Here is a 24,356-nt window from a genome sequence, read left to right as displayed (position 1 = left end):
TGCAAGACTTATTTAGAGGGATGAGGTAGATCGGTTAGATACATAGTCAACCATTCCTTTCTCGATGACTCTCAGTCCTATTATGGAACTTCAGACAAAATTAAACAAAAATGTCACCGCTTTTGTTAATAAAACTTATGTATTTTTTACGTTAAAAATACTAATATTTTCAGGGAATAAATACTTAATTGACTACCAAAAGCTATTTATTTCTCCAGAAATACTGGCATTTTGTAATATGTTTATACATATAGCAAATTTCCGGCTTTCCCAAATCACCATATTTTTAGTTTTTGCTAAAAATTATAAATTTGTAGAGAAAAATTATCACACGCAAATATCAATTTAGTTTAAACACAAGTATTGACATATAAATTCTTCATGCCAAAAAATGCGGAGAATTAGAGTATAAGTTATTTTTTAGATAAAAACCACTTAAACTTAAATAGTTTATTTCACTAGTTATTTTTGTTGATTATATTACCCCGATTATTTAAATACTTATATCCTTAATGATTGGAACTTATATTACTAACGCCACATCTTAAGAATAAAGTAAAGAGTATTTGCAAGTGATATATCTCTTAGGGAATATTATTTATTTAATCCCCTAAATATCAGAGAAAATTACTAACGCTGGTGTGTATACTCGTAGTCAAGAGCGATTATAGGCGAAAGTTTTATGCTGGAATGGATAGTTGCTTTGGTAGCGAAAAACGCTGTAGGCTTGCTAGTTAGGTCTATTATCAATGAAGACTTTTTTAAAGACATAACTAAAGAATATGCTAAGGATTTTCTGAAAAATAGATTGCAGAAGGTAGCAACAATATTGCAGCAAGATAAAATGCAGAAAGCTGTTGCTAAAGCGCTTAGAGAGTTTCTGCAATTGATAGAAGATGAATTAAAGTTGCGCCAGCTAGCGGATGAAGATATCAGTATATTGTATGAACCGCTAAAGCAGTTTATTGACAATAAGTCTGTGCAAGAAATCTTAAGTAAAGGTTTTGACATTGATTGTGAGGAGATAGATTATCAAAGCTTGGAAAGTATTTGGCGTTATCTGTATTTACCTAATTTACCGGCTAAATTTAATTGGCAATTAGTAACGGCTCGTTACTTAAGAAAATGTCAGCAGATTCTTGCTCAATCAGAAGAATTACGTGAGTTACTCAATACCCGTAATTTGAAAGCAATTGCGCAAAATACACAAGCAGTCGCGGGTATTATTCCAGATTTTGACCTGCAAAAATATCAAGAAGCAATTCGCGAGTGCTATATCAATTTAAAATTAGATAGTTTAGATAGTAGCGGTTGTGCTTATAATGAACTACGATTATGGCGGATATTTATTCCGCCTAATGTGCGAGAAGTACACCAAGTATTACCCCAAGTTTACGAACTACCTAAAGAACATCTGCGGGGGTTACAAGAAAATCAGCAACTAGAATCAGCAGTAATTATTCCCGAAGAATTAGAACTGTATAAACGAGCTTATCTAGAACAGCCAATGCGTTCGGTGCTGGAAATTATCAATCAACCAGAAACTTATAAATATATAGTCATTCTCGGCGATCCGGGTTCAGGTAAATCTACATTATTGCAGTATTTAGCCTTAGATTGGGTAGAAAAAACTGTTGATAAACTCGGTAAATCAGGATGTTCTCTACCGCCGATTCCCTTACTAATTGAGTTACGTGCTTATATCAGGAATTATAACGAAGGAAACTGTAAAAATTTTTTAGAGTTTTTCCATCAAAGTCCGGGTGCGATTTCTCACCTTAATCAGCATCAATTACAAGCACAACTCAAAGCTGGTAATGCTTTAGTCATGTTTGATGGTTTAGATGAAGTATTTGATACTGGACAAAGAGATGATTTAATTACAGCTATCCATCGCTTTACTAATGAGTATCCTCAGGTGCAGGTAATTGTGACTTCGCGCACGATTGGGTATAAACCCCAACGTTTACGAGATGCACAATTTCGCCACTTTATGTTGCAAGATTTAAGCAACGAGCAAATTCAAGATTTTATTAACCGTTGGCATAATTTAACTTTCAATTCAGAAACGGAGAAACTAAGAAGAAAACAAAGATTGCAGACAGCAATTAAAACTTATAAAGCAATTACTGAGTTAGCAGGTAATCCTCTGCTATTGACGATAATGGCAGTTCTTAATCGTCACCAAGAACTACCAAGAGATAGAGCCGAATTATATAAAAAGGCCTCAGAATTGTTGCTGTATAAATGGGATGTAGAACGTGCAATTACAAATGAGCGATATACGCCCATAACTATTGATTATTATGATAAACAAGCGATGCTAAGACAAGTTGCTTATTGTATGCAAAGCAGTAAACAAGGGTTGGCTGGCAATTTGATAAGTGCGAGAAATTTAGAGAAGATTTTTACTGAATATTTGAAAAATATTGAAGTCAGTAATCCTAGAGATAAAGCCAAAATATTGATTAATCAACTGCGAACTCGCAACTTTATGTTATGTTTTCTAGGTGCAGATTGCTATGGCTTTGTTCATCGCACATTTTTAGAATATTTCTGTGCTTGGGAATTTGTATGGAAATTTAAAGAAACGCAAACACTTTCTATTAAACAACTTAAATTTGAGGTATTTGGTAAATATTGGCAGGATGAATCTTGGCATGAAGTATTGCGACTGATTGCGGGCATGATTGACGCCACATTTGTCGGTGTAATTATTGAGTTTTTAATGGCTCAAAATGGAGCAAACAAGAAATTTATCAACTTATTTTTAGCCGCCAAGTGCTTGGGAGAAGTTAAAAATAGGGCGGTAATTACGTCAATAGCTAATAATTTACTTGAGCAGTTAAAAACTTTATCACAATATGATTTACTGTACTATTATGAATATTTATTTCCTGCGGATAGCACTAAACTAGTTGCCGAAATTCAGACGCAAGCAGTGGCGGTAATTGCTACTACTTGGAAAGATGAGTTAAAGATCAAATATTGGTTAAAAGAACGCGCTACCATTGATGAAAATTGGCACATGCGATGCACCGCAGTTACAGCATTAGCGCGTAACTTTCAAGATGAGCCTGATATTATTGGCTGCTTGAAAGAACGCGCCACTATTGATGAAAATTGGCATGTACGCAGCGCCAGCTTGCAAGAATTAGCGCTTAATTTTCCACATGACACAGACACCATCAGCTTTTTGCAACACCGTGCAAGTGTTGATGAAGATGCAAATGTGCGCCGTGTCGCCTTAGAAGAGTTAGTGCAGAATTTTCAAAATGACGCCGATATTATAGTTATGCTGCAAAATCGGGCGATCGCAGATGAAGATTCTCATGTACGCCAAACTGCCATCCAAGCCTTAGGACATAATTTCACATCGCCTTTGATTGCACTAGACTGTCAGAATGCTGCAATTGATTTAAATTAGCATTCCCCGTACAGAATAAAACTGTGGTGATTTCGGCAATTAACAACTCAACTAAATCCACTAGTGCGGCTTCTGAAGCAACAGCGGCTTGCAAAAATGGCATAGCTAACCCAGCGATATCTGCACCCAAAGCGATCGCTTTTGCGACATCCAATCCATGACGCAACCCGCCAGAAGCAATCAAGGGCACATCGGGTGCGATCGCGCGAATATTTGTAATACAATCTGCTGTAGGTAAACCCCAATCCGCAAAAGTCCTACCCAAGCGGCGTTGTAATATATTATCCGCCCGTTCGCTTTCCACCTTCGCCCAAGAAGTACCCCCAGCGCCAGCCACATCAATCGCCGCTACCCCAGCCGCTAGCAGTTTCTCTGCCATTGCGGCGGAAATACCATTACCTACTTCTTTAGCAATCACTGGTACTGGCATTTTAAAGCAAACATCTGCTATTTTATCAAGTAGTCCGTGAAAATTAGTATCCCCACGAGATTGAATGCATTCTTGCAGAGGATTGAGGTGCAAAATCAAAGCATCAGCTTCCAGAATCTCGACTACCCGCAAACATTCCTCTACACCATACTTATAGTTAAGTTGCACAGCGCCCAAATTAGCAAATAACAGCACATCTGGCGCATACTTACGCATCGCAAAAGTATCAGCTACCTGGGGTTTTTCCACCGCGACACGTTGGGAACCAACACCCATCGCTAATTTATAAACTTGGGCGACTTCTGCTAACCGCCGATTAATCATTGCTGCTTGTTCAGTTCCCCCCGTCATGGAAGAAATTAACAACGGTGCGCCCAGAGATTTACCCAAAAACTGGGTACTGATATCTATATCATTACGGTCAATTTCTGGTAAACAACAATGAGTAAACCGATAGCGTTCTAATCCATTGGTAATTTCGTGACATTGAACATCTTCTTCTAAGCAAATGCGAATATGTTCCGCCTTGCGAGATTGAGTTTGTGCTGAGGTGCTGGTATCGTTGTTAGTTGTCATTTGTCATTTGTCATTTGTCATTTGCCAGAGATGCGATGAATCGCGTCTGTACAATTGTCCTCCTTCCCTTGTCACCCCTGCTCCCTTCACCCGCCTAACTCCTGGCGCAGGCGATAGACGATGGTATTCGGTTCGACTTGGGAGAGAATTTCTTGGATGACGGTGTTAGCGCCTAATTGTCCCCAGGTGCAGCCTTGTTGCAGATAAACTTGGGCGGCTTTACCTACAGCATAGGCTCCATAACCGGCAATTCCACCTTGAGCGATCGCACTGCCGAAAGAAGCAGTAATATTAACAGGATTATCGCCGCTAGTCAGGGCGGCTGTACTTTTACCTAAGCCAAATAATAAACTAGTACCTAATTCGCTGAGTAATAAGCCGCCAGAACTCAATAAAATCGTTTTGAGGATTTTTCCGGCTTCATAGCTGGTGATGGGTAAACCATACAGCCTAGCTAGAGCGCGAATTAATAATAAATCAGTAATGGTACCACCTAAAATATCTAAAACAGCAATGGGATTTAGCCCAACTACCAAAGCTTTATACTTAGTAAATTGCCAAATAATATTTTCCGCTTCTTGTTCGCGTAAATCAACTGTTTTTTGGGCGATCGCGGCTTCTGCTTCCCTAGCTTGGATGAGTGCATTTAAAGCTAAGAGCGATCGCCCTTCCCGATTAAGTATATTTAAAATTGTCTGTTTGAGTTCGTCTACTTGGGTAGGTGGCGTCTCCCATTCATAGCTTACCCGACCATCAGGCCACTCTACCCGTACTTCCATTGGTGCTGGTTCCGCCGCTACCATGACAATTTCATCGGGTAATAAAGGTTGGGCTTGGGGATGTCCGGCTCCTAATTGCTGTAAATTCTCGTAAATCGCTGCCCTATCTGTATCTGGGTACAAATCGATTTTGTTAAATACTAAAATTAGGGGTTTTTGTGATTGACGTAATTTTAGTAATGCTTGATACTCTGTTCTGGTAATATCCCCAGAGACGACAAATAAAATTAAATCTGCCTGTCGCGCTACTTCCCGCGCCATTTGTGCCCGTGATTCTCCCTCAATTTCATCTAGTCCAGGAGTATCAATTAATTCTACTTGTATTTTACCTCCTGGTTGCCAGCATACAGAACGCGGCCATTGCGTTACCCCATTGAGGGGGCCAGTTTGGAGAATTTTATCCCCCAATAAAGCGTTTAATACTGCCGATTTGCCCCGACTGACCAAACCAAAGGCAGCAATTCTAATTACATTTGAGTCTAACTTGTTGAGTGTAGTACTTAAAGCTTCTAATTCTGGCTTCACCAAACCCGCTAATTCTGGGTTAGATGCAAGTTGTCCTGACTTGCGAAGATATCCATACCAAGACAAGGTTTGTCGGAGACTAGCACGAGCACGGTTTAAATGAGTTTCTTGCAAATTGCGCACTGGGTTAGCTTCAGTCAAGGTGAAATTGAGAACAAATTACATTTCTATTTTGCGCTAAATTCTTATCGCAGCTTGTGATAAAAGTTTACAAAGTAAATTGCTAAAACTAATACCCGTAGAGGATGCGTAGCTCAATCACTAACACATCAAATCTTCATTGATAGAAAGTGTGTTTTTTTTTGACATTTAGTAAAAATGGGAATAATAGGAAAAAATCTATCGAGGTGATCTTCCATGAGCCAAGAATGTCCTAATTCCAAAATTTGTACTTGTCGCCCAATGACGTGCAACAAGACTAGGGAAGCAGGCAGGCTCTTTCTCTGGTTTCCTATTCCCCATACTTTAAAAAAAGTCACCTCATATCTTAAGCATATTGCTGTTGACTATGAATTAATGCCAGAGCGCTCTGGTTTAAGTTGGTATTGTGAATACGGGCAAGCACAAGAAATTGCCGTTAACCTGGCTCAATTATTGGCACCGAGAGAGTTAAAAGAAACTCAAGTTTTGTTTATTCAGGGTTCTATCCAGCCGCAACTTCACGATTTTAGTGATATGACCTCCTTGCAACGCTTTATCAAATTTGGTCAAGCAGAATGGCTGGTAGAAATGTTAAGTAAGGAAAGATTTATCAGTTATTTTCAACCAATTGTTTTAATTAACGATACATCTCAGATTTATGGATATGAATCGTTATTGCGGGGGTTAGATGAAAAAGGAAATATTATCTCTCCACAATCAATTTTAAAGTTAGCAACAGAAGCTGGACTTTTACCACAAATTGACCAATTTGCACGCCTCAATAGCATTAATCAATTTAGCCGCTATGCAGTTAGTGGCAATATATTTATCAATTTTTCCCCGACAGCAGTTTACGATCCAAGTTCCTGTCTACGCAGTACAGTAGAAGCAATAGACCGGGCAGAAATTTCTCACGAACGAGTAGTATTTGAAGTTGTAGAATCAGATAATCCTCAAGATTTAGAGCATCTGAAAACCGTCTTAAAATACTACCGAGATGCGGGCTTTTTAATCGCACTTGATGACCTTGGCTCTGGCTATTCTAGCTTAAATTTACTGCATCAGTTACGCCCAGATTTTGTCAAGTTAGACATGGAATTAATTCGCAATGTTCATCAAGATATCTATAAAGGATATATTACTGAAAAACTGCTAGAAATTACGAACAAATTAAATATCCAGACCGTTGCTGAAGGAATTGAAGATATTGAAGAATTAAATTGGTTAAAACAACGAGGTGCAACTCTAGCTCAAGGCTATTTGATTGCTAAACCCAATGTAATACCTGCGAAGACAACGCCCCAATTTGATGTCAATAAATCAATCATAATATTGTCAGCGCATAAACAATTAGAGCAGTTTGTTCAACATCCAACTCAGTCGGAAAAAATTGTTGCAACTGTCACACAGCGGATTCGAGAATCGTTGAATTTAGCCGATATTTTGCAAACCACAGCAGATGAAGTGCGGCAATTGTTTGAGGTAGACAGAGTATTAATTTATCAATTCGAGAAAGATTGGAGTGGCTCAGTTGCTGTTGAATCTTTAGCACCAGGCTGTACGTCTATTTTGGGAATGCGTATTATTGATACTTGTTTCCAATCTAATCATGCAATTTACTACCAACAAGGTAATAGTAGAGCGATCGCGGATATTGAAATCGCTGGACTAACACCCTGTTACATTGAGATGTTACGCAGTTTACAAATCAGAGCCAACTTGGTAGTACCAATTTTGCAAAAAGAATATTTATGGGGATTGTTAATTGCACATCAATGTAGTAACACAAGATTATGGCAACAATCCGAAATTAACTTATTTAACCAGCTTGCCGGTCAAGCGGCGATCGCAATTCAACAATCGGAACTTTATCAGCAATTACAAGACGCAAATCAAGAATTACAACGCCTAGCCTCTTCTGATGGTCTGACTCAACTAGCCAATAGACGCTGTTTTGATGATACTTTAAATGGCCAGTGGCAGCGATCGCAAAAAGAACCCGCCTCAATTTCTTTGATTTTGTGTGATGTCGATTACTTTAAGCTTTATAACGATACCCTTGGACATCTAGCCGGAGATGATGCACTCAGACAAATTGCGCAAGCTATTTCAGAAGCAGTTCAACATCCTGCTAGTTTAGTGGCGCGCTATGGTGGAGAAGAGTTTGCGGTGATTTTACCAAATACTGATGTCGAATCAGCGATCGCGATCGCTCAAGATATTCAGCGTCATGTTCTAGGTTTAAAATTGTCTCATCCCACCTCCCCAGCCAGTGAATTTATTACACTCAGTCTAGGCTTAGCGTCTATTACTCCCACTCAGCAATTACCGCAAAATACCTTAATTGCTGCTGCTGATATGGGGCTATACCAAGCAAAAGCACAGGGGAGAAATTGTATAGTATCTATGGGCTACTTAAAATTTTAATCAATCCTGATTTACTAAAGTACTGAGGGTGCTGAGATGAAAATTGCTATTGGCAGTGATGAACGTACACACTTAACAGATATAGTACTTGCAGAACTCAAACAGCGCGGACATCAAATCATCACCTTTGGTTCTTTGGATAAACATGAATCAGAAGTTGATTGGCCTATTAGCAGTAGTAAAGTGGCTTTAGCTGTAGCCACACACCAAGCAGACGAAGGAATTGTCTTTTGTTGGACTGGTACAGGTGCATCAATTGCAGCTAATAAAGTTAGTGGTATTCGCGCTGCTTTATGTCATGATGCCGAGACGGCTCGTGGGGCACGTATTTGGAACCATGCTAATGTCTTAGTATTAAGTCTACGCGCAACAACAGATGCGATCGCTAAAGAAATTCTCGAGGCTTGGTTTTCTACCCCATACTCCAACGATGACTGGAATCTGCAACAAATGCAGCGCATCACAGAGTTAGAAAAAAGCACTTTATTACAAAAAACATGAAGTGCGCTGGCAATAATAGCTAAGATACAAGCACACTTACCGATGCTTACATGCGATAGCTGAATTTAGGTAAAATTATCAAGCGATCGCTCTTTTCCCAATTATGAGTAATATTCCCCAAATCGGACAACCAGCACCTGAATTTTCCATTCCTGACGAACACGAAACCCCCGTCAGTCTAACGGATTTTAGCGGTCAATGGGTTGTGCTTTATTTTTACCCCAAAGATAACACCCCAGGTTGCACCACAGAAGCTAAAGATTTTACCGATTTAAATCAAGAATTTAGCGCAATGGGCGCGAAAATCTTCGGCGTAAGTCCAGATTCTAGCCAATCCCATTGTAAGTTTATTGCTAAACATAACTTAACAATTACCCTGTTAAGCGATCCAGAACACGATTTAGCCGAAGTTTATGGAGTTTGGCAATTAAAGAAGTTTATGGGTAAAGAATATATGGGTGTTGTGCGCTCAACTTTTCTCATCGATCCTGATGGGAAAATCGCTTATACTTGGTCGAATGTCAAAGTTAAAGCTCATGCTCAACAAGTTTTAAATAAATTGCAAGAATTGGCAACCATATCAACTGCATTATCTTAGATTGCAAGTTTAATTTATGGTGTGTTGTCGCCTAACGCAACGCACCAAATTAGCATTAATGATTCCAGCTATTGCTATTAAAATATTAGGTTGTTCAATAACCTATGGTGCAAATTATCCAAGGGCAAAATGTAACTCTTTCTTACTTAAAAGAAAACTTTGCTCTCACAAAATCTGAAGACGCTCAGTTTTTTATAGAGTGGCGTGATAATTTACCCACGATAACCGAGTTAGAACAGCAATATTTAGATAGAGTAAAAACCAACTACCTCAGTTTACTGGAAAATGTACCTCTTTTAGAAGAGGCAGTAAAATTAGTAGTCTTATCTCCCCTATTAGATTTAGCAGGCTTTTATCGTCCGCCTTTTACTATTGCAACGGAAGAAAGTATAGAAATTAGTGAAGAAGTCATTATAGGTAATGCCAATAAAGCAGAAGCAGAAAAAGAAATTATTAAAGGCAAGATTGATGTATTAGTCATCCAAAATAAACTATGGTTACTAATAATTGAATCCAAAAGGTCTGCTTTTTCTTTAGCTAAAGCTATTCCTCAAGCATTTACCTACATGCTAGCTGCACCAAATCCTGAGGAGCCAGTATACTCATTAGTACTAAATGGCGAAGATTTTCAATTTATCAAACTCAGCAGAGATAATCAGCCAATTTATGGATTATCGGATAGATTTACTTTATATAGTAGCCAAAATGAACTATATACTGTTTTAAGTATATTGAAAAAACTAGGACAAGTTTGTTAAACTCAGCACGATAAATTAACAATCTGAAAGTTAAAATTTTAGATAACTCTAATAAAATTGGGATAATTAACTAGTAACCAACTTGTATTAATTACTGTTGCTAAAATTTATTTTAGAAATATTTGTAATATTTGACTAGGTTAGATACTAGAAACTTCAGCAAATAAATTATCTGGTTCTGGGATAATTAAGCCAAATTTTTCTCTAACTTGAGCCATAGTAAACTCACTGTATGCCATCGCAATACATGACTCTCTAAATACAAAGGATAAACCTCATCCAGGTTGAAACCTGTAGTTTTTATATTATTGGCTGAAAGCTTATATATTAAGGACTACATATCTCAACTCGCTGTTTAAAAAGCTCCAGTTCTCAAGATGGACGTGGTTTATTTTGCCTAATTTGCCTAATTAATTATAGTATTGTGAAGTTTTGTAAAGCTATAAAATAATCATAGCGCCTTTATTCTATCAATAATGGTTCAAGTCATCCAAGCCCAAAATATAGGTATTGCCTATTGAAAAGAAAGATTTGGTTTGCGACAGTCAGACAGTGAGAACTTGTTTCAAGAGTGGTTTGATTCTCTCCCCGAAGTCACAGATTTAGAAAAGGAATATCTCGACAGAGTTAAAGCTAATTTCCTCAGATTGGCAAAGCGCCCACCAATTTTAGAGAACGCGGTCAAAATGGTGGTATTATCTCCTTTACTAGATTTAGCTGGATTTTATCGTGAGCCATTTTTATTAGCGACGGAAGAGTCGATAGAAATTGCAATTGAGGATAAAGACGAAATTGTTAGAGGACGCATTGACGTTTTAGTTATTCAAAAACAACTGTGGTTGTTAATAATTGAATCTAAAATACCTAGTTTTTACCTTTTAGAAGCTATACCGCAAGCGATCGCTTATATGCTGGCTAATCCTCATCCAGACAAATCTGTGTTTGGCTGTGTAACGAGTGGAGAAGATTTCCAGTTTATCAAGCTAATTCAGCAAGATAAGTCTGAGTATGCTTTATCCGATAGGTTTACGTTATCCAAGCGAGAGAATGAATTGTATCCATTTCTCAGGATATTAAAAAAATTAAGTCAAATTTTGAGTTGATATATGTCTAATCGCCCCATCTACCTTGATTGCCATGCTACCACCCCCGTTGACGAACGAGTATTAGCAGCAATGATTCCTTACTTCACAGAAAAGTTTGGTAATCCAGCAAGTATTAGTCATGTTTATGGTTGGGAAGCAGAAGCAGCGGTGAAACAAACGCGAGAAATTCTAGCAGCAGCTATTAAAGCCTCACCAGAAGAAATTGTCATTACCAGTGGGGCGACAGAAGCGAATAATTTAGCGATAAAAGGTGTAGCTGAAGCTTATTTCCAAAAAGGACAGCATATTATTACTGTGGCGACAGAACATAAAGCTGTTCTCGACCCTTGTGCATATTTAAAAACATTGGGTTTTGAAATTACAGTACTTCCCGTACAAAAAGACGGATTAATTGATTTAACTGATTTAGAAAAAGCGATCCGCCCAGAGACAATTTTAGTGTCAGTAATGGCTGCAAATAACGAAATTGGCGTATTGCAGCCGTTATCAGCGATTGGGGAAATTTGCCGCGATCGCAATATTTTATTCCACACCGACGCCGCCCAAGCTATTGGTAAAATGCCCTTGGATGTGGAAGCCCAAAAAATTGACTTAATGTCGCTAACAGCACATAAAGTATACGGCCCAAAAGGTATTGGTGCATTATACGTCAGAAGACGCAACCCCAGAGTCCAACTCGCCCCCCAACAACATGGCGGCGGACATGAACGAGGAATGCGATCGGGTACATTATATACACCGCAAATCGTCGGTTTCGGTAAAGCTGTAGAAATCGCTTTAGCAGAACAAGCAACAGAGAACCAACGACAGACACAACTGCGGCTAAAACTGTGGGAACAACTTTCCCAAATCGAAGGCGTTCACCTCAACGGACATCTTACCCAACGCCTACCAGGAAACCTGAGTATTAGCGTTGATGGCGTAGATGGTGCAGCACTTGGGTTAGGATTACAATCAATCATGGCAGTTTCTTCCGGTTCCGCTTGTAACTCCGCCGTCACAGCACCTTCCCACGTTCTCACCGCCTTAGGACATCCCCCACAGCTAGCCTACGCCTCAGTACGCTTTGGCATTGGGCGCTTCAATACCCCAGAGGAGATTGATATCGTAGCCAAACATGCGATCGCCACAATTAGGAGTTTGCGCAAGCAGACAACTTTGGTGTGAGGACAAGGGAAGGGAGAAAATAACTCCCTAGCCCCTAGCCCCTAGCCCCTTAATATGGATCTGAATTAAACCTTCCCCGTTTCACACTCCGCAGATAATAACCTCTACTGGGTATGTTCTTTAAATCAAAGGTATCGCCACGGGGAACGCGCCAAATTTTGTAGTCGTGAAATGTTAAAGGTGTGCGGGGTTTGCAAACTTCTGGGGGGCGATCGCCCAAAACAAAATATGCTGCACCCCTACCCATCACTTTTGCCAAACCATATTTATCAATAACTACCGATGTTTCTTCACTAATGGCGATACCTAAAGCCCGTTGAGTTTTGCCATCTTGAATTTGACGGGCGATAAAAGCCATAATTCTGCCCATTCTCTTGCGCCTGTCAAAGTGGGTGTCTACAATCGTTCCCGAAAGATGCCGCCATTTAAAAAAGTTGTAAGTGAAGGTAATATCCTGATAAGGATCTTCCAGCGCATCTTTGGTTTCAATCCCTTCTTCGGAAGAAGCACAAGCATCATAAACAAATTCACTTTGGATCATCGCCCCCGCACTAGTACCGCCAATTCCTCCACCTCTGGCGTAAACAGATTTAACAGCCGCCTCTAGCTTAGTGCCTTTCCAGTTACGGATGTATTGGCATTGGTCGCCGCCTGCAATAAAAATTACATCTGCTTTGCGGACTTTATCAACAATCTCCGCTCTGTTAGCATCGTTGCGATTACTGATAATCAGCGTTTCTGCCGACTTTACGCCTTTCATCTCATAAATCAATCGAGTGTAATCGTGATTACCATAGGTGCGGAGAACTACAACATTAACTTTAGTAGCGCAGTTAATACCACCCCTCACCTGGTGAATCATCCATTGAATCGCCTCCTCAACATCAGGGCCACCACCACCCAAGTTAAGCACAGGCCCGGCTAGGTGAGGCAAGGCAGATAAAGCAGGTAAAGTAGGTAAGGGAGCTAAAGAAGAATCGACATCCTCGGTAATGTCCTGAAAATAGCGTCTCAAGTTTGCTGTAATATGGGTTATGAAGGTGGTTCCCATCTTCAGCAACATGGTTCCTAAACTTTTTAACCACTTTGCTATATTTGGAAAGGCCTTAGTCATGCTAACCTTCTGGTGCAAACTGCAATTATTTGCTAACTCTCTCACCAGAAGGGGTGAAATTCCCAGCGTACAAGGCTTGTACTGTTTTTTAACCCTAAAAATGCAGGGTAATCTTTTATTCTCTACTGATTTTTTCGTTGCTTGTGCAATTTAAAACCAGTCTACCTGCGATCGCTCTTTCACTACTCGCTGATACACAGCTTCAGTTTGCAGGGCTAATTTTGTCCAGCTAAAGCGTCTCTCTAAATCCTCATAAGCATTATCAATCAGCCATTGGCGATAACCAGGATTTTTCAAAACCTCCAAAATTCCCCAAGCAATGGAGTCAGGACTGTTTACCCAGGTAACAATCCCGGTTTTTGTATGTTGCACGACTTCGGGAAAACCACCAGTATCTGAAACTACTACGGGAACGCGCGAGGCAAAACTTTCTAACGCAACTATACCAAAGGGTTCATAAAGACTGGGGAAAACTGCACAGTCAGCTACAGTCTGAAATTTATCCAAGTATTCATCAGAAAGAAAACCAGTAAAATAGCATTTATGCCAAATTCCTAAATCCCAAGCTTGACGCTTGAGATGGTCAGTATTACCGCCGCCAACAATCACAAATTTAACATTACCACCCATTTCCCCCAGTACCTTGGGTGCAGCATTGAGTAATAAAGGCACACCCTTCTCGTAAGTCATGCGCCCAACATAGTAGACAATTTTTTCATTGTCTTCAGCAAATTGGCGGCGAAAATTATCAGCATGAAAGCCTTCATGATGCTGTTTCTTTTCTGGCCGAATTCCGTTAAAAATTACATCAATTTTATCCCAAGGGCTATGTAATACTCTTTCCACTTCCAGGCGCATATATTCGCTACAAACAATAATTCGCCAAGCATTGAAAGCTAACAAATTCTCTTTCCCACTGATATAGCGTTGGGTGTCTGTATGAAGACCGTTATAGCGTCCGTGTTCAGTCGCGTGAATTGTCGCAATTAGGGGTATTTTAAAGTTACTCTTGAGTGCGATCGCAGCATCACCAACTAACCAATCATGAGCATGAATTAAATCAAAAGGGCCTTCTTCTAGAATCAGTTTGCCACCATGATGTCCCATGCTTTCATTCAAGTTGACTATCCAGTGAAAAAAGTCTCTACTAGCAGCTACCGGGACTCGATGTACATGTATTCCTTCTACCAATTCGTACATCGAAGCTTGACCGTGTTCCACCGTAATCAAATGAATTTCATGTCCCAACTTCACCAATTCTGGATATAACTCTGCTACATGACGCGCAATCCCACCAACTATCCTCGGTGGAAACTCCCAACTTAATACTAATATCTTCATTTACTAGACCCCCCAATGTTTAATCAATATTCCAAAAAACTAAAATTTATCTCAGAAGAAAAAGATAGCAATTGCAACGAGTAAATTGACGCAAATTTTAAAAATTATAAAATAACTTGCCAAACATGATTACATATGATAGATAGAGCATAAACAACAAGAAAAATATAGTTAAGCTTAATTATGTCTAATTAATTAACAGTTTTTGTAATTTTTTAAAAAAGCTCATAGCTAATTGACGCAATCTAGAAATGTCCTAGTTGCGTCAGTTTGCATTAGCAGATGATATTCGCCTATAAGCGAGTAAGATATGTATTTAAATACACAGAAAATTTTATATTTATTTCCAAACTCAAATTCAATAATTGCTGTATTTTATACACAACTACTTATTGCACTGATACTAACTAGCAAGTCACAACAGCCTCTAAAAATTCAGATAAATAAGAGGTGATAGTTAACTGTGACTAAAGTTGGGTCTCGGTCTATTTAAGTAGCAATACTAGTTATAATTTTGGAGAAATCACAATGAAATACTCGTATTTACAGCACTTGTACCGAATAGTAACAAGTTTTCTTCTGACTATTGTTGTGTCCGTAAGCGTAATATTTGGTGTCTCTGTTCAACCCGCATCTGCTGGTATAGACCCATATATTGGTGAAGTCATGTTATCAGGTAATACTTATTGTCCAAATGGTTGGGCAGAAGCCAATGGACAAATGTTACAAGTTAGTCAAAATCAGGCTCTATTCGCTCTGCTGGGAACTACTTATGGTGGTGACGGTCGCACAACCTTCGCCCTACCAGATTTGAGAGGACGAGAACCAATTGGTTTAGGACAAGGAAATGGTTTACCAGCTTACACTTTAGGACAGAAAGGCTTGGCTACAGTAACTAAACCCGAGCCGACAAATACAACTGCTTTACCTACTGGGTATATTGCTTTGCGTTATTGCGTCGCTTTAGTAGGAATTTGGCCTGACCGTGGCTAAGTGAATTTTTTTAATGGGGTTCGTAGTGAAGACTCAAGCCTTCACTACGAGAATAAATGTCTACTAACTTTGATCTAATCGCAAAACAGCCATAAAAGCTTCCTGAGGAACATCCACCGTACCCACAGATTTCATCCGCTTTTTACCTTTTGCTTGCTTTTGCAAAAGTTTCTTCTTCCGGCTGATATCGCCACCGTAGCATTTGGCTAGTACGTCTTTGCGCAAAGCTGGGATATGTTCGCTGGCGATGACTTTACTACCAATACTCGCTTGAATGGGTACTTTAAATTGATGGCGGGGAATAAGTTCTTTTAGTTTTTCTGCCATCGAGCGCCCAACGTTGTAAGCTTTATCGCGGTGCACAATCATCGCTAAAGAATCCACCGGATCGCCATTGATCATAATATCCAGCTTCACCAAAGGATTTTCGCGATAACCAATCAGGTGATACTCCATACTCGCATAACCGCGCGATCGCGATTTCATTTGGTCAAAAAAGTCTGTCACCACTTCCGCCAAAGGTAGCTCGTATGTCAAAGTTGTTCGCCCTTGGGTGAGATATTTCATATCCTTGAAAATACCCCGGCGATTTTGCGACAACTCCATCAAAGTACCTACGTAGGTTTCAGGCGTAATCATTTCTACCTTAACGTAAGGCTCTTCAATTTTCTCGCGCTCGTTGGGAGAAGGCAAATGACTAGGATTATCTATATACAGTTCCTCACCCTTGAGAGTCGTCACCTTATAAACCACAGAAGGAGCTGTAATAATTAAATCTAAGTTATATTCCCTTTCCAAACGTTCTTGGACAATTTCCATGTGCAGCAAACCCAAGAACCCACACCGGAAACCAAAGCCCATCGCACTCGAAGTTTCTGGTTCGTAATGTAGCGCCGCATCATTTAGCCTCAGCTTTTCCAGAGCTTCCCGCAAGTCTTCAAATTGGTCAGCATCGATGGGGAACATCCCACAAAAGACCATCGGGTTAGCTTCTGTGTACCCTGGTAAAGCTTCTGGAGCCTTAGCGTTAGCTAGGGTAATTGTATCCCCAACCCGCGCATCAGCCACAGCTTTAATGGCGGCAGCTAAATAACCTACTTCCCCAGCGTGAAGTTCATCAACTTGCTTCTGAGTCGGAGAAAGAACCCCTAACTCATCAATTTCATATTCTTTTTCAGAAGCCATTAAATAAATGCGATCGCCTTTTTTCAAGCTTCCATCCATCACCCGGAAGTAAACAATTACACCCCGGTAGCTGTCATAGTAACTATCAAAAATTAACGCCCGCAAGCGCTGATCTACAGTATTCGGCGCTGGTGGTACGCGCTCAACAATCGCCTCTAAAATCTCATTAATCCCAATACCTTCTTTAGCTGAGGCTAAAATCGCCCCACTACAATCTAAGCCGATGATTTCTTCAATTTCGCTAATGACTCTGTCTGGTTCTGCACCTGGTAAATCGATTTTATTTAAAACCGGGATAATTTCCAGATTATGTTCCAGAGCTAAATACACATTAGCCAAAGTTTGCGCCTCTACGCCTTGGGAAGCATCCACTACCAACAGCGCCCCTTCACAAGCAGCCAAAGAGCGGGACACCTCGTAGGAGAAATCTACGTGTCCAGGCGTATCAATTAAATTCAACACATACTGCTGACCATCTTTAGCAGTGTAGTTCATTCGGGCAGCTTGCAGCTTAATGGTAATGCCGCGCTCCCGTTCCAGATCCATATTGTCGAGAAACTGCTCCTTCATCTGCCGATCTTCAACAGTACCAGTAGCTTGGAGTAAGCGATCGGCAAGGGTGGATTTCCCGTGGTCGATGTGAGCAATAATACAAAAATTGCGAATGCGAACTGCGGGAACGTCAGTCATATATCATTTTTGCTGAAAAAGCAACCAAGGTTAACAGAGCAAATTACTTAATGTATTTTAATGCTTTATTAGTCAATGGTCAGTTGTCAGTTGTTATTTGTCATTGGTCAGTTGTCATTGGGCATTCTTTTCATCATCCTAGCCAATAGCCCCCCAGCTCCTAACCATTCCCTTTGAAGAATCGATAAAAGTCTATTGTTACTTGCTGGTATTGATCTACCAGAAGCGTACAATAAATATGTATAAGTACACAGTGTAGGAGCGTATGTGAGTCAACCCGTAATAGCTCGTAACGATTAATTGACTAACAAAGCTTATAGAGCTATTGTCTGGTAAATTTCATCAACAATTCCCACTTGTATGCAGCATCTGTTAATTTGGTAAAATTTCGGGGAACTATGTAACTATAAATTTTTGCATTTGTTCAAGAAACTAATCCGAAATTCATAATAGTACTGCTTTACAAAGCTTTTGACACAAAAATTATTGAGTATATAAACCTATGAATATGAAAGAAAAAGCTACCGATGCGGAACACAGACAAGCCGATAAGGTAGAAATTGCTGTCCGCCTGGACTCCGAGTTAGTAGAGCAAATTCAGCATTTAACCAATGACCCCAGCAAAGTTATTGAAGTAGCAATTAGGCAATGGTTACGAGGTGAAGTTCCTAGAGATGATGAACTGACGCGTACTCCTGTACGTTCGCCTATTCCACCTCGGGGAGAATGGAACGACTAAATATATAAAAAAATTGTAAAATCAAAATCAAAAAAATGTAAAATTTGCCACTTTGGCTCAGAAAAAGACTAAAACTTCAACTCAAGACTTCAAAGCTGTAATAATTTATGCCACACTTTAAGCAGCTTTAGTAATAATGTCGTCGGCTGCTATTTGTCTATCCAACTCGATAATGACTATTACTGCTAATTCTCAATTGCCGAACATATACTCCCAGAATCGTAGCTCTATCAATCATCCCACTGACTATTTATTACCAACTCTAGGAGCAGAGTTGGTATATACACAAGATGAGTCAGGACGTTACCTGGCTTTTTATTGGCAGCACAGTGAAGTTCTGGGGTTAAATCCTGAGCACATAGTTGATGAGTTTAACGATCAGTCCACCTTTGTCCCTGTGGATAAAGTAGCTTACTTGGAACGATTACATCGGATTTTGACACATCTAGTGCCAGAAAAATTGCAATGTTGGTTTAGTTATGGTCAAGAGTTATTTGAGTTGGAGTTAATAATCACTCCGATTATGCCCCAGTTAGGGAAAGCAGCCACCACTGTTTTAGTGATGGGACGCTTACTGCAAGCTAAAGTCAACAGAACCACAATAGATGTAATTACAAAAACACCAACTCAGATAGAGTTAACTGTACGCTCGCAAAGACATCAGAAACTGGTGAATAGAATTACGAAAAATATTCGCCGCAATCTGGATCTAGATGTAATTTGGCAACAAACAGTTGATAGTTTGGGTAAAGTGTTGCGGCTAGAACGCTGCATTATTTGTTCTCACCAGCCTTGTAGCTCCAAAATTCAGGTGAAAGCAGAGTATCACCAGCACCAGAGCAAATTCATGCTCAATCAAGACATAGATATAGCTGATGAGCCTGCTTTCGCCCATGCTTTGACTACTTTAGAACCAGTAGTCATGGAATCGCCTGAGTATACTCTGTGTCCAAAACAGAAAGTTTTAGTAGTAGCGACATCTTATCAAGACCAAGCCAATGGATTGGTAGCTTTGACAGTCCCAGAGGAATGCTACCCATTGACAGAATCTGAAATTGAATTAGCCAAAGAAGTAGCGGATCAGTTGGGAACTGCGATCGCTCATGCTACCTTATACAAAGAATTAGAATCAGCCCGTCAAAAAGCTGAAGACGCATCTCGTCTCAAAAGCGAATTTCTGGCTAACGTGTCCCATGAAATTCGTACCCCCCTCAATGGGATGATTGGTTTTCTGAAGCTGATTTTAGAAGGAATGGCAGATGATCCAGAAGAACAAAATCAGTTTCTCCAAGAAGCGCACCACTTATCAATTCACCTGCTAAATATCATCAATGACATCTTAGACATTGCCAAAATCGAAGCAGGCAAAATGGAGCTAGATTGCAGTCCAGTCCAATTAGCTGAGTTATTTAGTGATGTAGACAACTTTATGCGTCCCCAAGCTCAAATGAGAAACTTGAGCTTCCAGATGCAATTGCCTACTACCTCAGATGAAATTATTGTTCAAGGTAACTACCAACGCCTCCTACAGGTCATGCTCAACTTGGTAGGTAATGCCATTAAATTTACCCAAGAAGGTGGAATTACCATCAGTGCCGATATCGTCCTCAAAAAGATTAAATTTCAAGGGCAACCATTCCCTGGCATGGTCAGAGTGCGCGTAGCAGATACAGGTATTGGTGTATCTTTAGACAAACAAGACAAATTATTTCAATTATTTTCCCAAGTTGATGGTTCTCGCACCCGCCAGTATGGGGGCACAGGTTTGGGATTAGCAATTTCACAGAAGTTAGTCGAGGCTATGGGTGGTGAAGTACACTTTTACAGTCTCGGTGAAGGACTAGGCTCGACAGTTACATTTACAGTTCCCCTATATCAACAACCAGTTATTGTTTCTGCAAGTGACAACGATTTTCTTAACAGTCTTTGTTAGCCCAAGGTTGAAAGTGGCAATTATCCCATTAATCAAGAATTAATCGGATAATACTGCCGAAACCACAAAATAGTACAGGCTATAAATCACACAATACTTTCTTCTGTAACTCTTATATCCATATAAATATCACTGTTCTGTGGAAATCAAAAGTCACAGGTAATCATTCAAAATAATTATATTTTTAGCTTTAGCGCTATTCTAAAACTAATCTTCCCATAAACATACAACACTATATAGTCCGTGTGTGCTGAATGGCTTAGCCTTAAGATATTTACAAAGTCATCACAAACAGATAAGTGGCTACCAATCACTAACAACTAGCTGCAATTAGATCTAGGATCGTTTTAAAAGCAAAAAAAGAAAATGTTGGGAATTGGCTTTTTAGTTGTGCTTTAGCTCCACTATAGACTAGTTTCCCATACCCTCAGTTAATTTACAGGACAAAAACTATGGAACTAACACTTGAAAACGTGGAAACAGTTTTAGATGAAATGCGCCCTTATTTGATATCTGATGGCGGCAACGTGGAAGTAGTAGAACTTGATGGGCCTATAGTCAAATTGCGGTTGCAGGGAGCCTGCGGTTCTTGTCCTAGTTCTACCATGACCTTAAGAATGGGTATCGAGCGCCGCTTACGGGAAATGATTCCAGAAATTGCCGAAGTAGAGCAAGTCATCTAAAGACTAGCGACAGGGACTAGGGGCTGGGGACTAGGAGCTAGGGATTGGAGATGACAGACAAAAACAATCCTTGATCGTCTTATGCTTCATACCCCATAGTCTAGATCCTATGCCCCATAACGCTACTTGCTAGCCTGCTGGTGTCTACAAGCCGGAAAACCGGACACTAGTTGCTACAACGGAGGTAATCTCACGCCAGTTCGCTAAGTTGGGAAACCCTTTGGGCAATTGTTTATGGTGGAAACCCCCAAAATTGCATTGCCGCATCACGCGACTGACTCCTCAACGGACTGGCTCCCCAATGCCCTATACCCCATGCTCTATTATTCCTATGACCCAACCTCTCTACGTCGCCTTTATTTGGCATCAACATCAGCCGCTGTACAAATCTCCTGCCAGCGGCGTTTCGTTATCTTCCAGCCAACAGTACCGCTTACCTTGGGTCAGGTTGCATGGCACCAAGGATTACCTAGATTTGGTGTTACTCCTTGAAAGATATCCTAAATTACACCAAACAGTAAATCTGGTTCCCTCATTAATATTGCAACTGGAAGATTACATAGCAGGTACAGCGTTAGATCCCTATCTCACAGCCAGTTTGACACCAGTTGAACAATTAAATCAGGAACAACGGGAATTTATTGTCCAACATTTTTTTGATGCCAATCACCACACCCTAATTGATCCTCATCCTCGCTATAGCCAGTTGTATCACCAAAGGCAGGATAAAGGTCAGGCTTGGTGTTTAGATAATTGGCAACTGGAAGATTACAGTGATTTGTTAGCTTGGCACAATCTTGCCTGGATAGATCCACTATTTTGGGATGATCCAGAGATTGCCAGTTGGTTAAAACAAGGTCGAAATTTTACTTTAAGCGATCGCCAGCGTATTTATTCCAAACAGAGGGAAATTCTCAGTCGTATCATTCCCCAACACCGGAAAATGCAAGCCGCAGGGCAGCTAGAAGTGACAACAACCCCCTACACTCATCCAATTTTACCCTTACTAGCTGATACTAATTCTGGTCGCGTAGCTGTACCCCAGATGAATTTGCCACAGCTACGGTTTCAGTGGTCAGAAGATATTCCTCGACATTTACAAAAAGCCTGGGATTTATACACAGACCGCTTTAGCCAAGAACCTCGTGGTTTATGGCCTTCCGAACAATCAGTTAGTTCGGCAATATTACCGTATATTATTAAACAGGGTTTTAAGTGGATTTGCTCAGATGAAGCTGTTTTAGGATGGACACTAAAACACTTTTTTCATCGGGATGGAGCTGGGAATGTTGAAGAACCAGAACTTTTATACCGACCCTATCGCCTAACAACCCCCTCTGGGGATTTAGCAATTGTTTTCCGCGACCATCGATTATCAGATTTAATTGGCTTCACCTACGGAGCAATGCCAGCTAAACAAGCAGCCGCAGACTTAGTCGGACACCTGCAAGCGATCGCTAAAATGCAGAGAGACAAACAAAGCGAACAGCCCTGGTTAGTTACAATTGCCTTAGATGGCGAAAATTGCTGGGAATTTTATCCCCAAGACGGTAAACCCTTCTTAGAAGCCTTATATCAAAGTTTAGAGCTAGAACCTCACATCAAGCTAGTTACTGTCTCCGAATTTCTCGAAAAATTCCCAGCCACAGCCACTATCCCCGGAGAACATCTGCATAGTGGTTCTTGGGTAGATGGTAGCTTTACCACTTGGATTGGCGATCCAGCTAAAAATCGTGCTTGGGACTACCTCACACAAGCCAGAGAAACCCTTGCCAGTCACCCCGAAGCTACTGAAGAAAATAACCCCGAAGCATGGGAAGCATTATATGCTGCCGAAGGTTCTGATTGGTTTTGGTGGTTTGGTGAAGGACATTCTTCAAATCAAGATGCAATTTTTGACCAATTATTCCGAGAACATCTCTATGGCATTTACAAAGCCTTAAATGAACCTATACCTCCTTATCTCAGACAACCAGTAGAAGTACATGCTGCACGGACAGATCACAGCCCACAAGGGTTTATTCATCCCATTATCGATGGTAAGGGTGATGAACAGGACTGGGACAAAGCTGGACGCCTAGAAATAGGTGGAGCTAGGGGAACAATGCATAACAGCAGCCCCATTCAACGGCTTTGGTATGGGGTAGACCACCTCAATCTTTATTTGCGCATGGATTTAAAAAGCGGCATTTTTCCAGGGAAAGGTTTGCCCGCAGAGTTGAACTTGCTATGGTTTTATCCTGATAAAATCATGCTTAATAGTCCCATACCTTTAGCCGAAGTCCCAGATATTGCCCCAGTCAATTATCTATTTCATCACCATTTAGAGATTAACTTACTGACGCAATCAGTTCAGTTTCGCGAAGCTGGAGAAAATTTTCAATGGCATCCCCGTTTTAGCCGTGCTCAAGTCGCTTTCAATACCTGCTTAGAAGTAGCAGTACCTTGGGCAGATTTACAAGTTCCACCCGATTACCCTCTGCGCCTGATTTTTGTCCTCTCAGATGAAGGAAGATTTGCTAGCTATCTGCCAGAAAATGCTTTAATTCCGATTGCTGTTCCTTAATTCTAGCTCAAGCAAGTCGCTTTTAAATTTACCTACCTCACCCTGAGAAATTTGCTATCAGATTTCCTCAGGGTATTTGAATATGCGATCGCAAGAAGCACACATATTATGTACTAAGCGTAAGGTAAACCATAGCTTACATCATCAGATGAGCTTGCTCTAAACCAGCCTTCATTTGTTGTTTGCTATTGGATAAAGGGGATGACAGGAGACCGAATGTCTTTGGACAAAGGCGTAAAAAGACCTCTGCCAAAAGAACTCAAAAATTTTTGTTGAAACCCTTGACGAATGGCAAAAACAATTGCTATGTTAGATGAGTGCTGAGGCGAGAGACCGCCGCAGCAACCGAACCGAGACAAAAAAATACTTTGAAAGCTTAAGAAAAAACCAATCCTCGTCAATAAGGTTTTTTGAGTAATCTCAAAATTTAACCAAAAATTATAGCAGGAATTCTGAAGTCATAAGTAAGCTTCGGAAACTTAAACTCAATTCTACAAAATGGAGAGTTTGATCCTGGCTCAGGATGAACGCTGGCGGTATGCTTAACACATGCAAGTCGAACGGTCTCTTCGGAGATAGTGGCGGACGGGTGAGTAACGCGTGAGAATCTGTCTTCAGGTCGGGGACAACCACTGGAAACGGTGGCTAATACCGGATGTGCCGAAAGGTGAAAGGCT

The 24,356-nt window shown here is 40.4% G+C and carries 17 protein-coding genes and 1 rRNA gene; 13 read left to right on the top strand and 5 right to left on the bottom strand.

All coding sequences use genetic code 11. The annotated features are described in order from the left end of the window. The first annotated feature begins 682 nt into the window (after window positions 1-682). Window positions 683-3,427 carry a HEAT repeat domain-containing protein gene (locus H6G41_RS26985; RefSeq protein ID WP_190750375.1) on the top strand — a complete coding sequence of 915 codons (2,745 nt, stop codon included), beginning with the start codon at window positions 683-685 and terminating at the stop codon, window positions 3,425-3,427. Here the strand turns inward: H6G41_RS26985 and fni are convergent. Both fni and H6G41_RS26975 read right to left on the bottom strand, forming a co-directional pair. Continuing rightward, on the bottom strand, window positions 3,372-4,433 hold the full coding sequence (gene fni, locus H6G41_RS26980) for a type 2 isopentenyl-diphosphate Delta-isomerase (RefSeq protein ID WP_190750373.1): 1,062 nt from the start codon (window positions 4,431-4,433) through the stop codon (window positions 3,372-3,374). The genes H6G41_RS26985 and fni overlap by 56 nt on opposite strands. Before the next feature lie 86 nt (window positions 4,434-4,519). Then, a complete protein-coding gene (locus tag H6G41_RS26975; RefSeq protein WP_190750410.1) occupies window positions 4,520-5,860 on the bottom strand; it encodes a GTP-binding protein in 1,341 nt (446 codons plus the stop codon). A gap of 234 nt (window positions 5,861-6,094) precedes the next feature. On the opposite strand from H6G41_RS26975, the gene H6G41_RS26970 reads away from it, so the two are divergent. The 6 genes from H6G41_RS26970 to H6G41_RS26945 all read left to right on the top strand — a co-directional run bounded on the left by H6G41_RS26970 (window position 6,095) and on the right by H6G41_RS26945 (window position 12,435). Beyond that, entirely contained in the window at window positions 6,095-8,305 is a 2,211-nt protein-coding gene (locus tag H6G41_RS26970) for an EAL domain-containing protein (protein ID WP_190750371.1), read from the top strand. 36 nt (window positions 8,306-8,341) lie between these two features. Further along, window positions 8,342-8,806 (top strand): RpiB/LacA/LacB family sugar-phosphate isomerase, encoded by a 465-nt coding sequence (locus H6G41_RS26965; protein WP_190750369.1) that lies wholly within the window; start codon window positions 8,342-8,344, stop codon window positions 8,804-8,806. Between the two features lie 103 nt (window positions 8,807-8,909). After that, on the top strand, window positions 8,910-9,404 hold the full coding sequence (gene bcp, locus H6G41_RS26960) for a thioredoxin-dependent thiol peroxidase (protein ID WP_190750366.1): 495 nt from the start codon (window positions 8,910-8,912) through the stop codon (window positions 9,402-9,404). A gap of 104 nt (window positions 9,405-9,508) precedes the next feature. After that, the gene (locus H6G41_RS26955) at window positions 9,509-10,162 is read left to right on the top strand and encodes a type I restriction endonuclease (RefSeq protein ID WP_190750364.1); all 654 of its coding nucleotides are present in this window, start codon (window positions 9,509-9,511) and stop codon (window positions 10,160-10,162) included. Window positions 10,163-10,698: 536 nt separating this feature from the next. Then, window positions 10,699-11,265, top strand: a complete 567-nt coding sequence (locus tag H6G41_RS26950; protein ID WP_242038065.1) for a restriction endonuclease subunit R — start codon at window positions 10,699-10,701, stop codon at window positions 11,263-11,265. Between the two features lie 3 nt (window positions 11,266-11,268). Then, on the top strand, window positions 11,269-12,435 hold the full coding sequence (locus tag H6G41_RS26945; protein ID WP_190750362.1) for a cysteine desulfurase family protein: 1,167 nt from the start codon (window positions 11,269-11,271) through the stop codon (window positions 12,433-12,435). A gap of 49 nt (window positions 12,436-12,484) precedes the next feature. On the opposite strand, the gene H6G41_RS26940 is transcribed toward H6G41_RS26945, so the two are convergent. Together H6G41_RS26940 and H6G41_RS26935 are read right to left on the bottom strand one after the other, a co-directional pair. Next, window positions 12,485-13,549 carry a cyanophycinase gene (locus H6G41_RS26940; protein WP_190750360.1) on the bottom strand — a complete coding sequence of 355 codons (1,065 nt, stop codon included), beginning with the start codon at window positions 13,547-13,549 and terminating at the stop codon, window positions 12,485-12,487. 150 nt (window positions 13,550-13,699) lie between these two features. After that, on the bottom strand, window positions 13,700-14,890 hold the full coding sequence (locus tag H6G41_RS26935) for a glycosyltransferase family 4 protein (protein ID WP_190750358.1): 1,191 nt from the start codon (window positions 14,888-14,890) through the stop codon (window positions 13,700-13,702). Window positions 14,891-15,481: 591 nt separating this feature from the next. Between H6G41_RS26935 and H6G41_RS26930 the strand changes: the two genes are divergently transcribed. Continuing rightward, on the top strand, window positions 15,482-15,883 hold the full coding sequence (locus tag H6G41_RS26930) for a tail fiber protein (RefSeq protein ID WP_206756952.1): 402 nt from the start codon (window positions 15,482-15,484) through the stop codon (window positions 15,881-15,883). Window positions 15,884-15,946: 63 nt separating this feature from the next. Here H6G41_RS26930 and lepA read toward each other — a convergent pair whose 3' ends face one another. Further along, a complete protein-coding gene (gene lepA, locus H6G41_RS26925; RefSeq protein ID WP_190636351.1) occupies window positions 15,947-17,758 on the bottom strand; it encodes a translation elongation factor 4 in 1,812 nt (603 codons plus the stop codon). Window positions 17,759-18,260: 502 nt separating this feature from the next. Here lepA and H6G41_RS26920 point away from each other — a divergent pair. The 5 genes from H6G41_RS26920 to H6G41_RS26900 all read left to right on the top strand — a co-directional run. After that, window positions 18,261-18,497 (top strand): hypothetical protein, encoded by a 237-nt coding sequence (locus H6G41_RS26920; protein ID WP_190546288.1) that lies wholly within the window; start codon window positions 18,261-18,263, stop codon window positions 18,495-18,497. A 172-nt stretch (window positions 18,498-18,669) separates the two neighbouring features. Then, on the top strand, window positions 18,670-20,430 hold the full coding sequence (locus H6G41_RS26915; RefSeq protein WP_190750354.1) for an ATP-binding protein: 1,761 nt from the start codon (window positions 18,670-18,672) through the stop codon (window positions 20,428-20,430). Between the two features lie 452 nt (window positions 20,431-20,882). Continuing rightward, window positions 20,883-21,113: a NifU family protein gene (locus H6G41_RS26910; RefSeq protein ID WP_190750352.1), complete on the top strand. Its 231-nt coding sequence runs from the start codon at window positions 20,883-20,885 to the stop codon at window positions 21,111-21,113. A gap of 331 nt (window positions 21,114-21,444) precedes the next feature. Next, window positions 21,445-23,679: a glycoside hydrolase gene (locus H6G41_RS26905; RefSeq protein WP_190750408.1), complete on the top strand. Its 2,235-nt coding sequence runs from the start codon at window positions 21,445-21,447 to the stop codon at window positions 23,677-23,679. A 495-nt stretch (window positions 23,680-24,174) separates the two neighbouring features. Then, window positions 24,175-24,356: ribosomal RNA gene (locus tag H6G41_RS26900) — 16S ribosomal RNA — on the top strand; the annotation flags it as partial.

This window comes from Tolypothrix sp. FACHB-123, from assembly GCF_014697075.1.
Classification (GTDB): Bacteria; Cyanobacteriota; Cyanobacteriia; order Cyanobacteriales; family Nostocaceae; genus Aulosira.
The sequence above is the reverse complement of the archived record's forward strand: the minus strand, read 5'-3'. Positions and strand labels throughout refer to the sequence as shown.

Bases quoted from the DNA above. Each gene is read 5' to 3' on its own strand.
- H6G41_RS26985 (WP_190750375.1), top strand. From the start codon at position 683: ATGCTGGAATGGATAGTTGCTTTGGTAGCGAAAAACGCTGTAGGCTTG.
- fni (WP_190750373.1), bottom strand. From the start codon at position 4,433: ATGACAACTAACAACGATACCAGCACCTCAGCACAAACTCAATCTCGC.
- H6G41_RS26970 (WP_190750371.1), top strand. From the start codon at position 6,095: ATGAGCCAAGAATGTCCTAATTCCAAAATTTGTACTTGTCGCCCAATG.
- H6G41_RS26965 (WP_190750369.1), top strand. From the start codon at position 8,342: ATGAAAATTGCTATTGGCAGTGATGAACGTACACACTTAACAGATATA.
- bcp (WP_190750366.1), top strand. From the start codon at position 8,910: ATGAGTAATATTCCCCAAATCGGACAACCAGCACCTGAATTTTCCATT.
- H6G41_RS26955 (WP_190750364.1), top strand. From the start codon at position 9,509: ATGGTGCAAATTATCCAAGGGCAAAATGTAACTCTTTCTTACTTAAAA.
- H6G41_RS26945 (WP_190750362.1), top strand. From the start codon at position 11,269: ATGTCTAATCGCCCCATCTACCTTGATTGCCATGCTACCACCCCCGTT.
- H6G41_RS26940 (WP_190750360.1), bottom strand. From the start codon at position 13,549: ATGACTAAGGCCTTTCCAAATATAGCAAAGTGGTTAAAAAGTTTAGGA.
- H6G41_RS26935 (WP_190750358.1), bottom strand. From the start codon at position 14,890: ATGAAGATATTAGTATTAAGTTGGGAGTTTCCACCGAGGATAGTTGGT.
- lepA (WP_190636351.1), bottom strand. From the start codon at position 17,758: ATGACTGACGTTCCCGCAGTTCGCATTCGCAATTTTTGTATTATTGCT.
- H6G41_RS26920 (WP_190546288.1), top strand. From the start codon at position 18,261: ATGAATATGAAAGAAAAAGCTACCGATGCGGAACACAGACAAGCCGAT.
- H6G41_RS26915 (WP_190750354.1), top strand. From the start codon at position 18,670: ATGACTATTACTGCTAATTCTCAATTGCCGAACATATACTCCCAGAAT.
- H6G41_RS26910 (WP_190750352.1), top strand. From the start codon at position 20,883: ATGGAACTAACACTTGAAAACGTGGAAACAGTTTTAGATGAAATGCGC.
- H6G41_RS26905 (WP_190750408.1), top strand. From the start codon at position 21,445: ATGACCCAACCTCTCTACGTCGCCTTTATTTGGCATCAACATCAGCCG.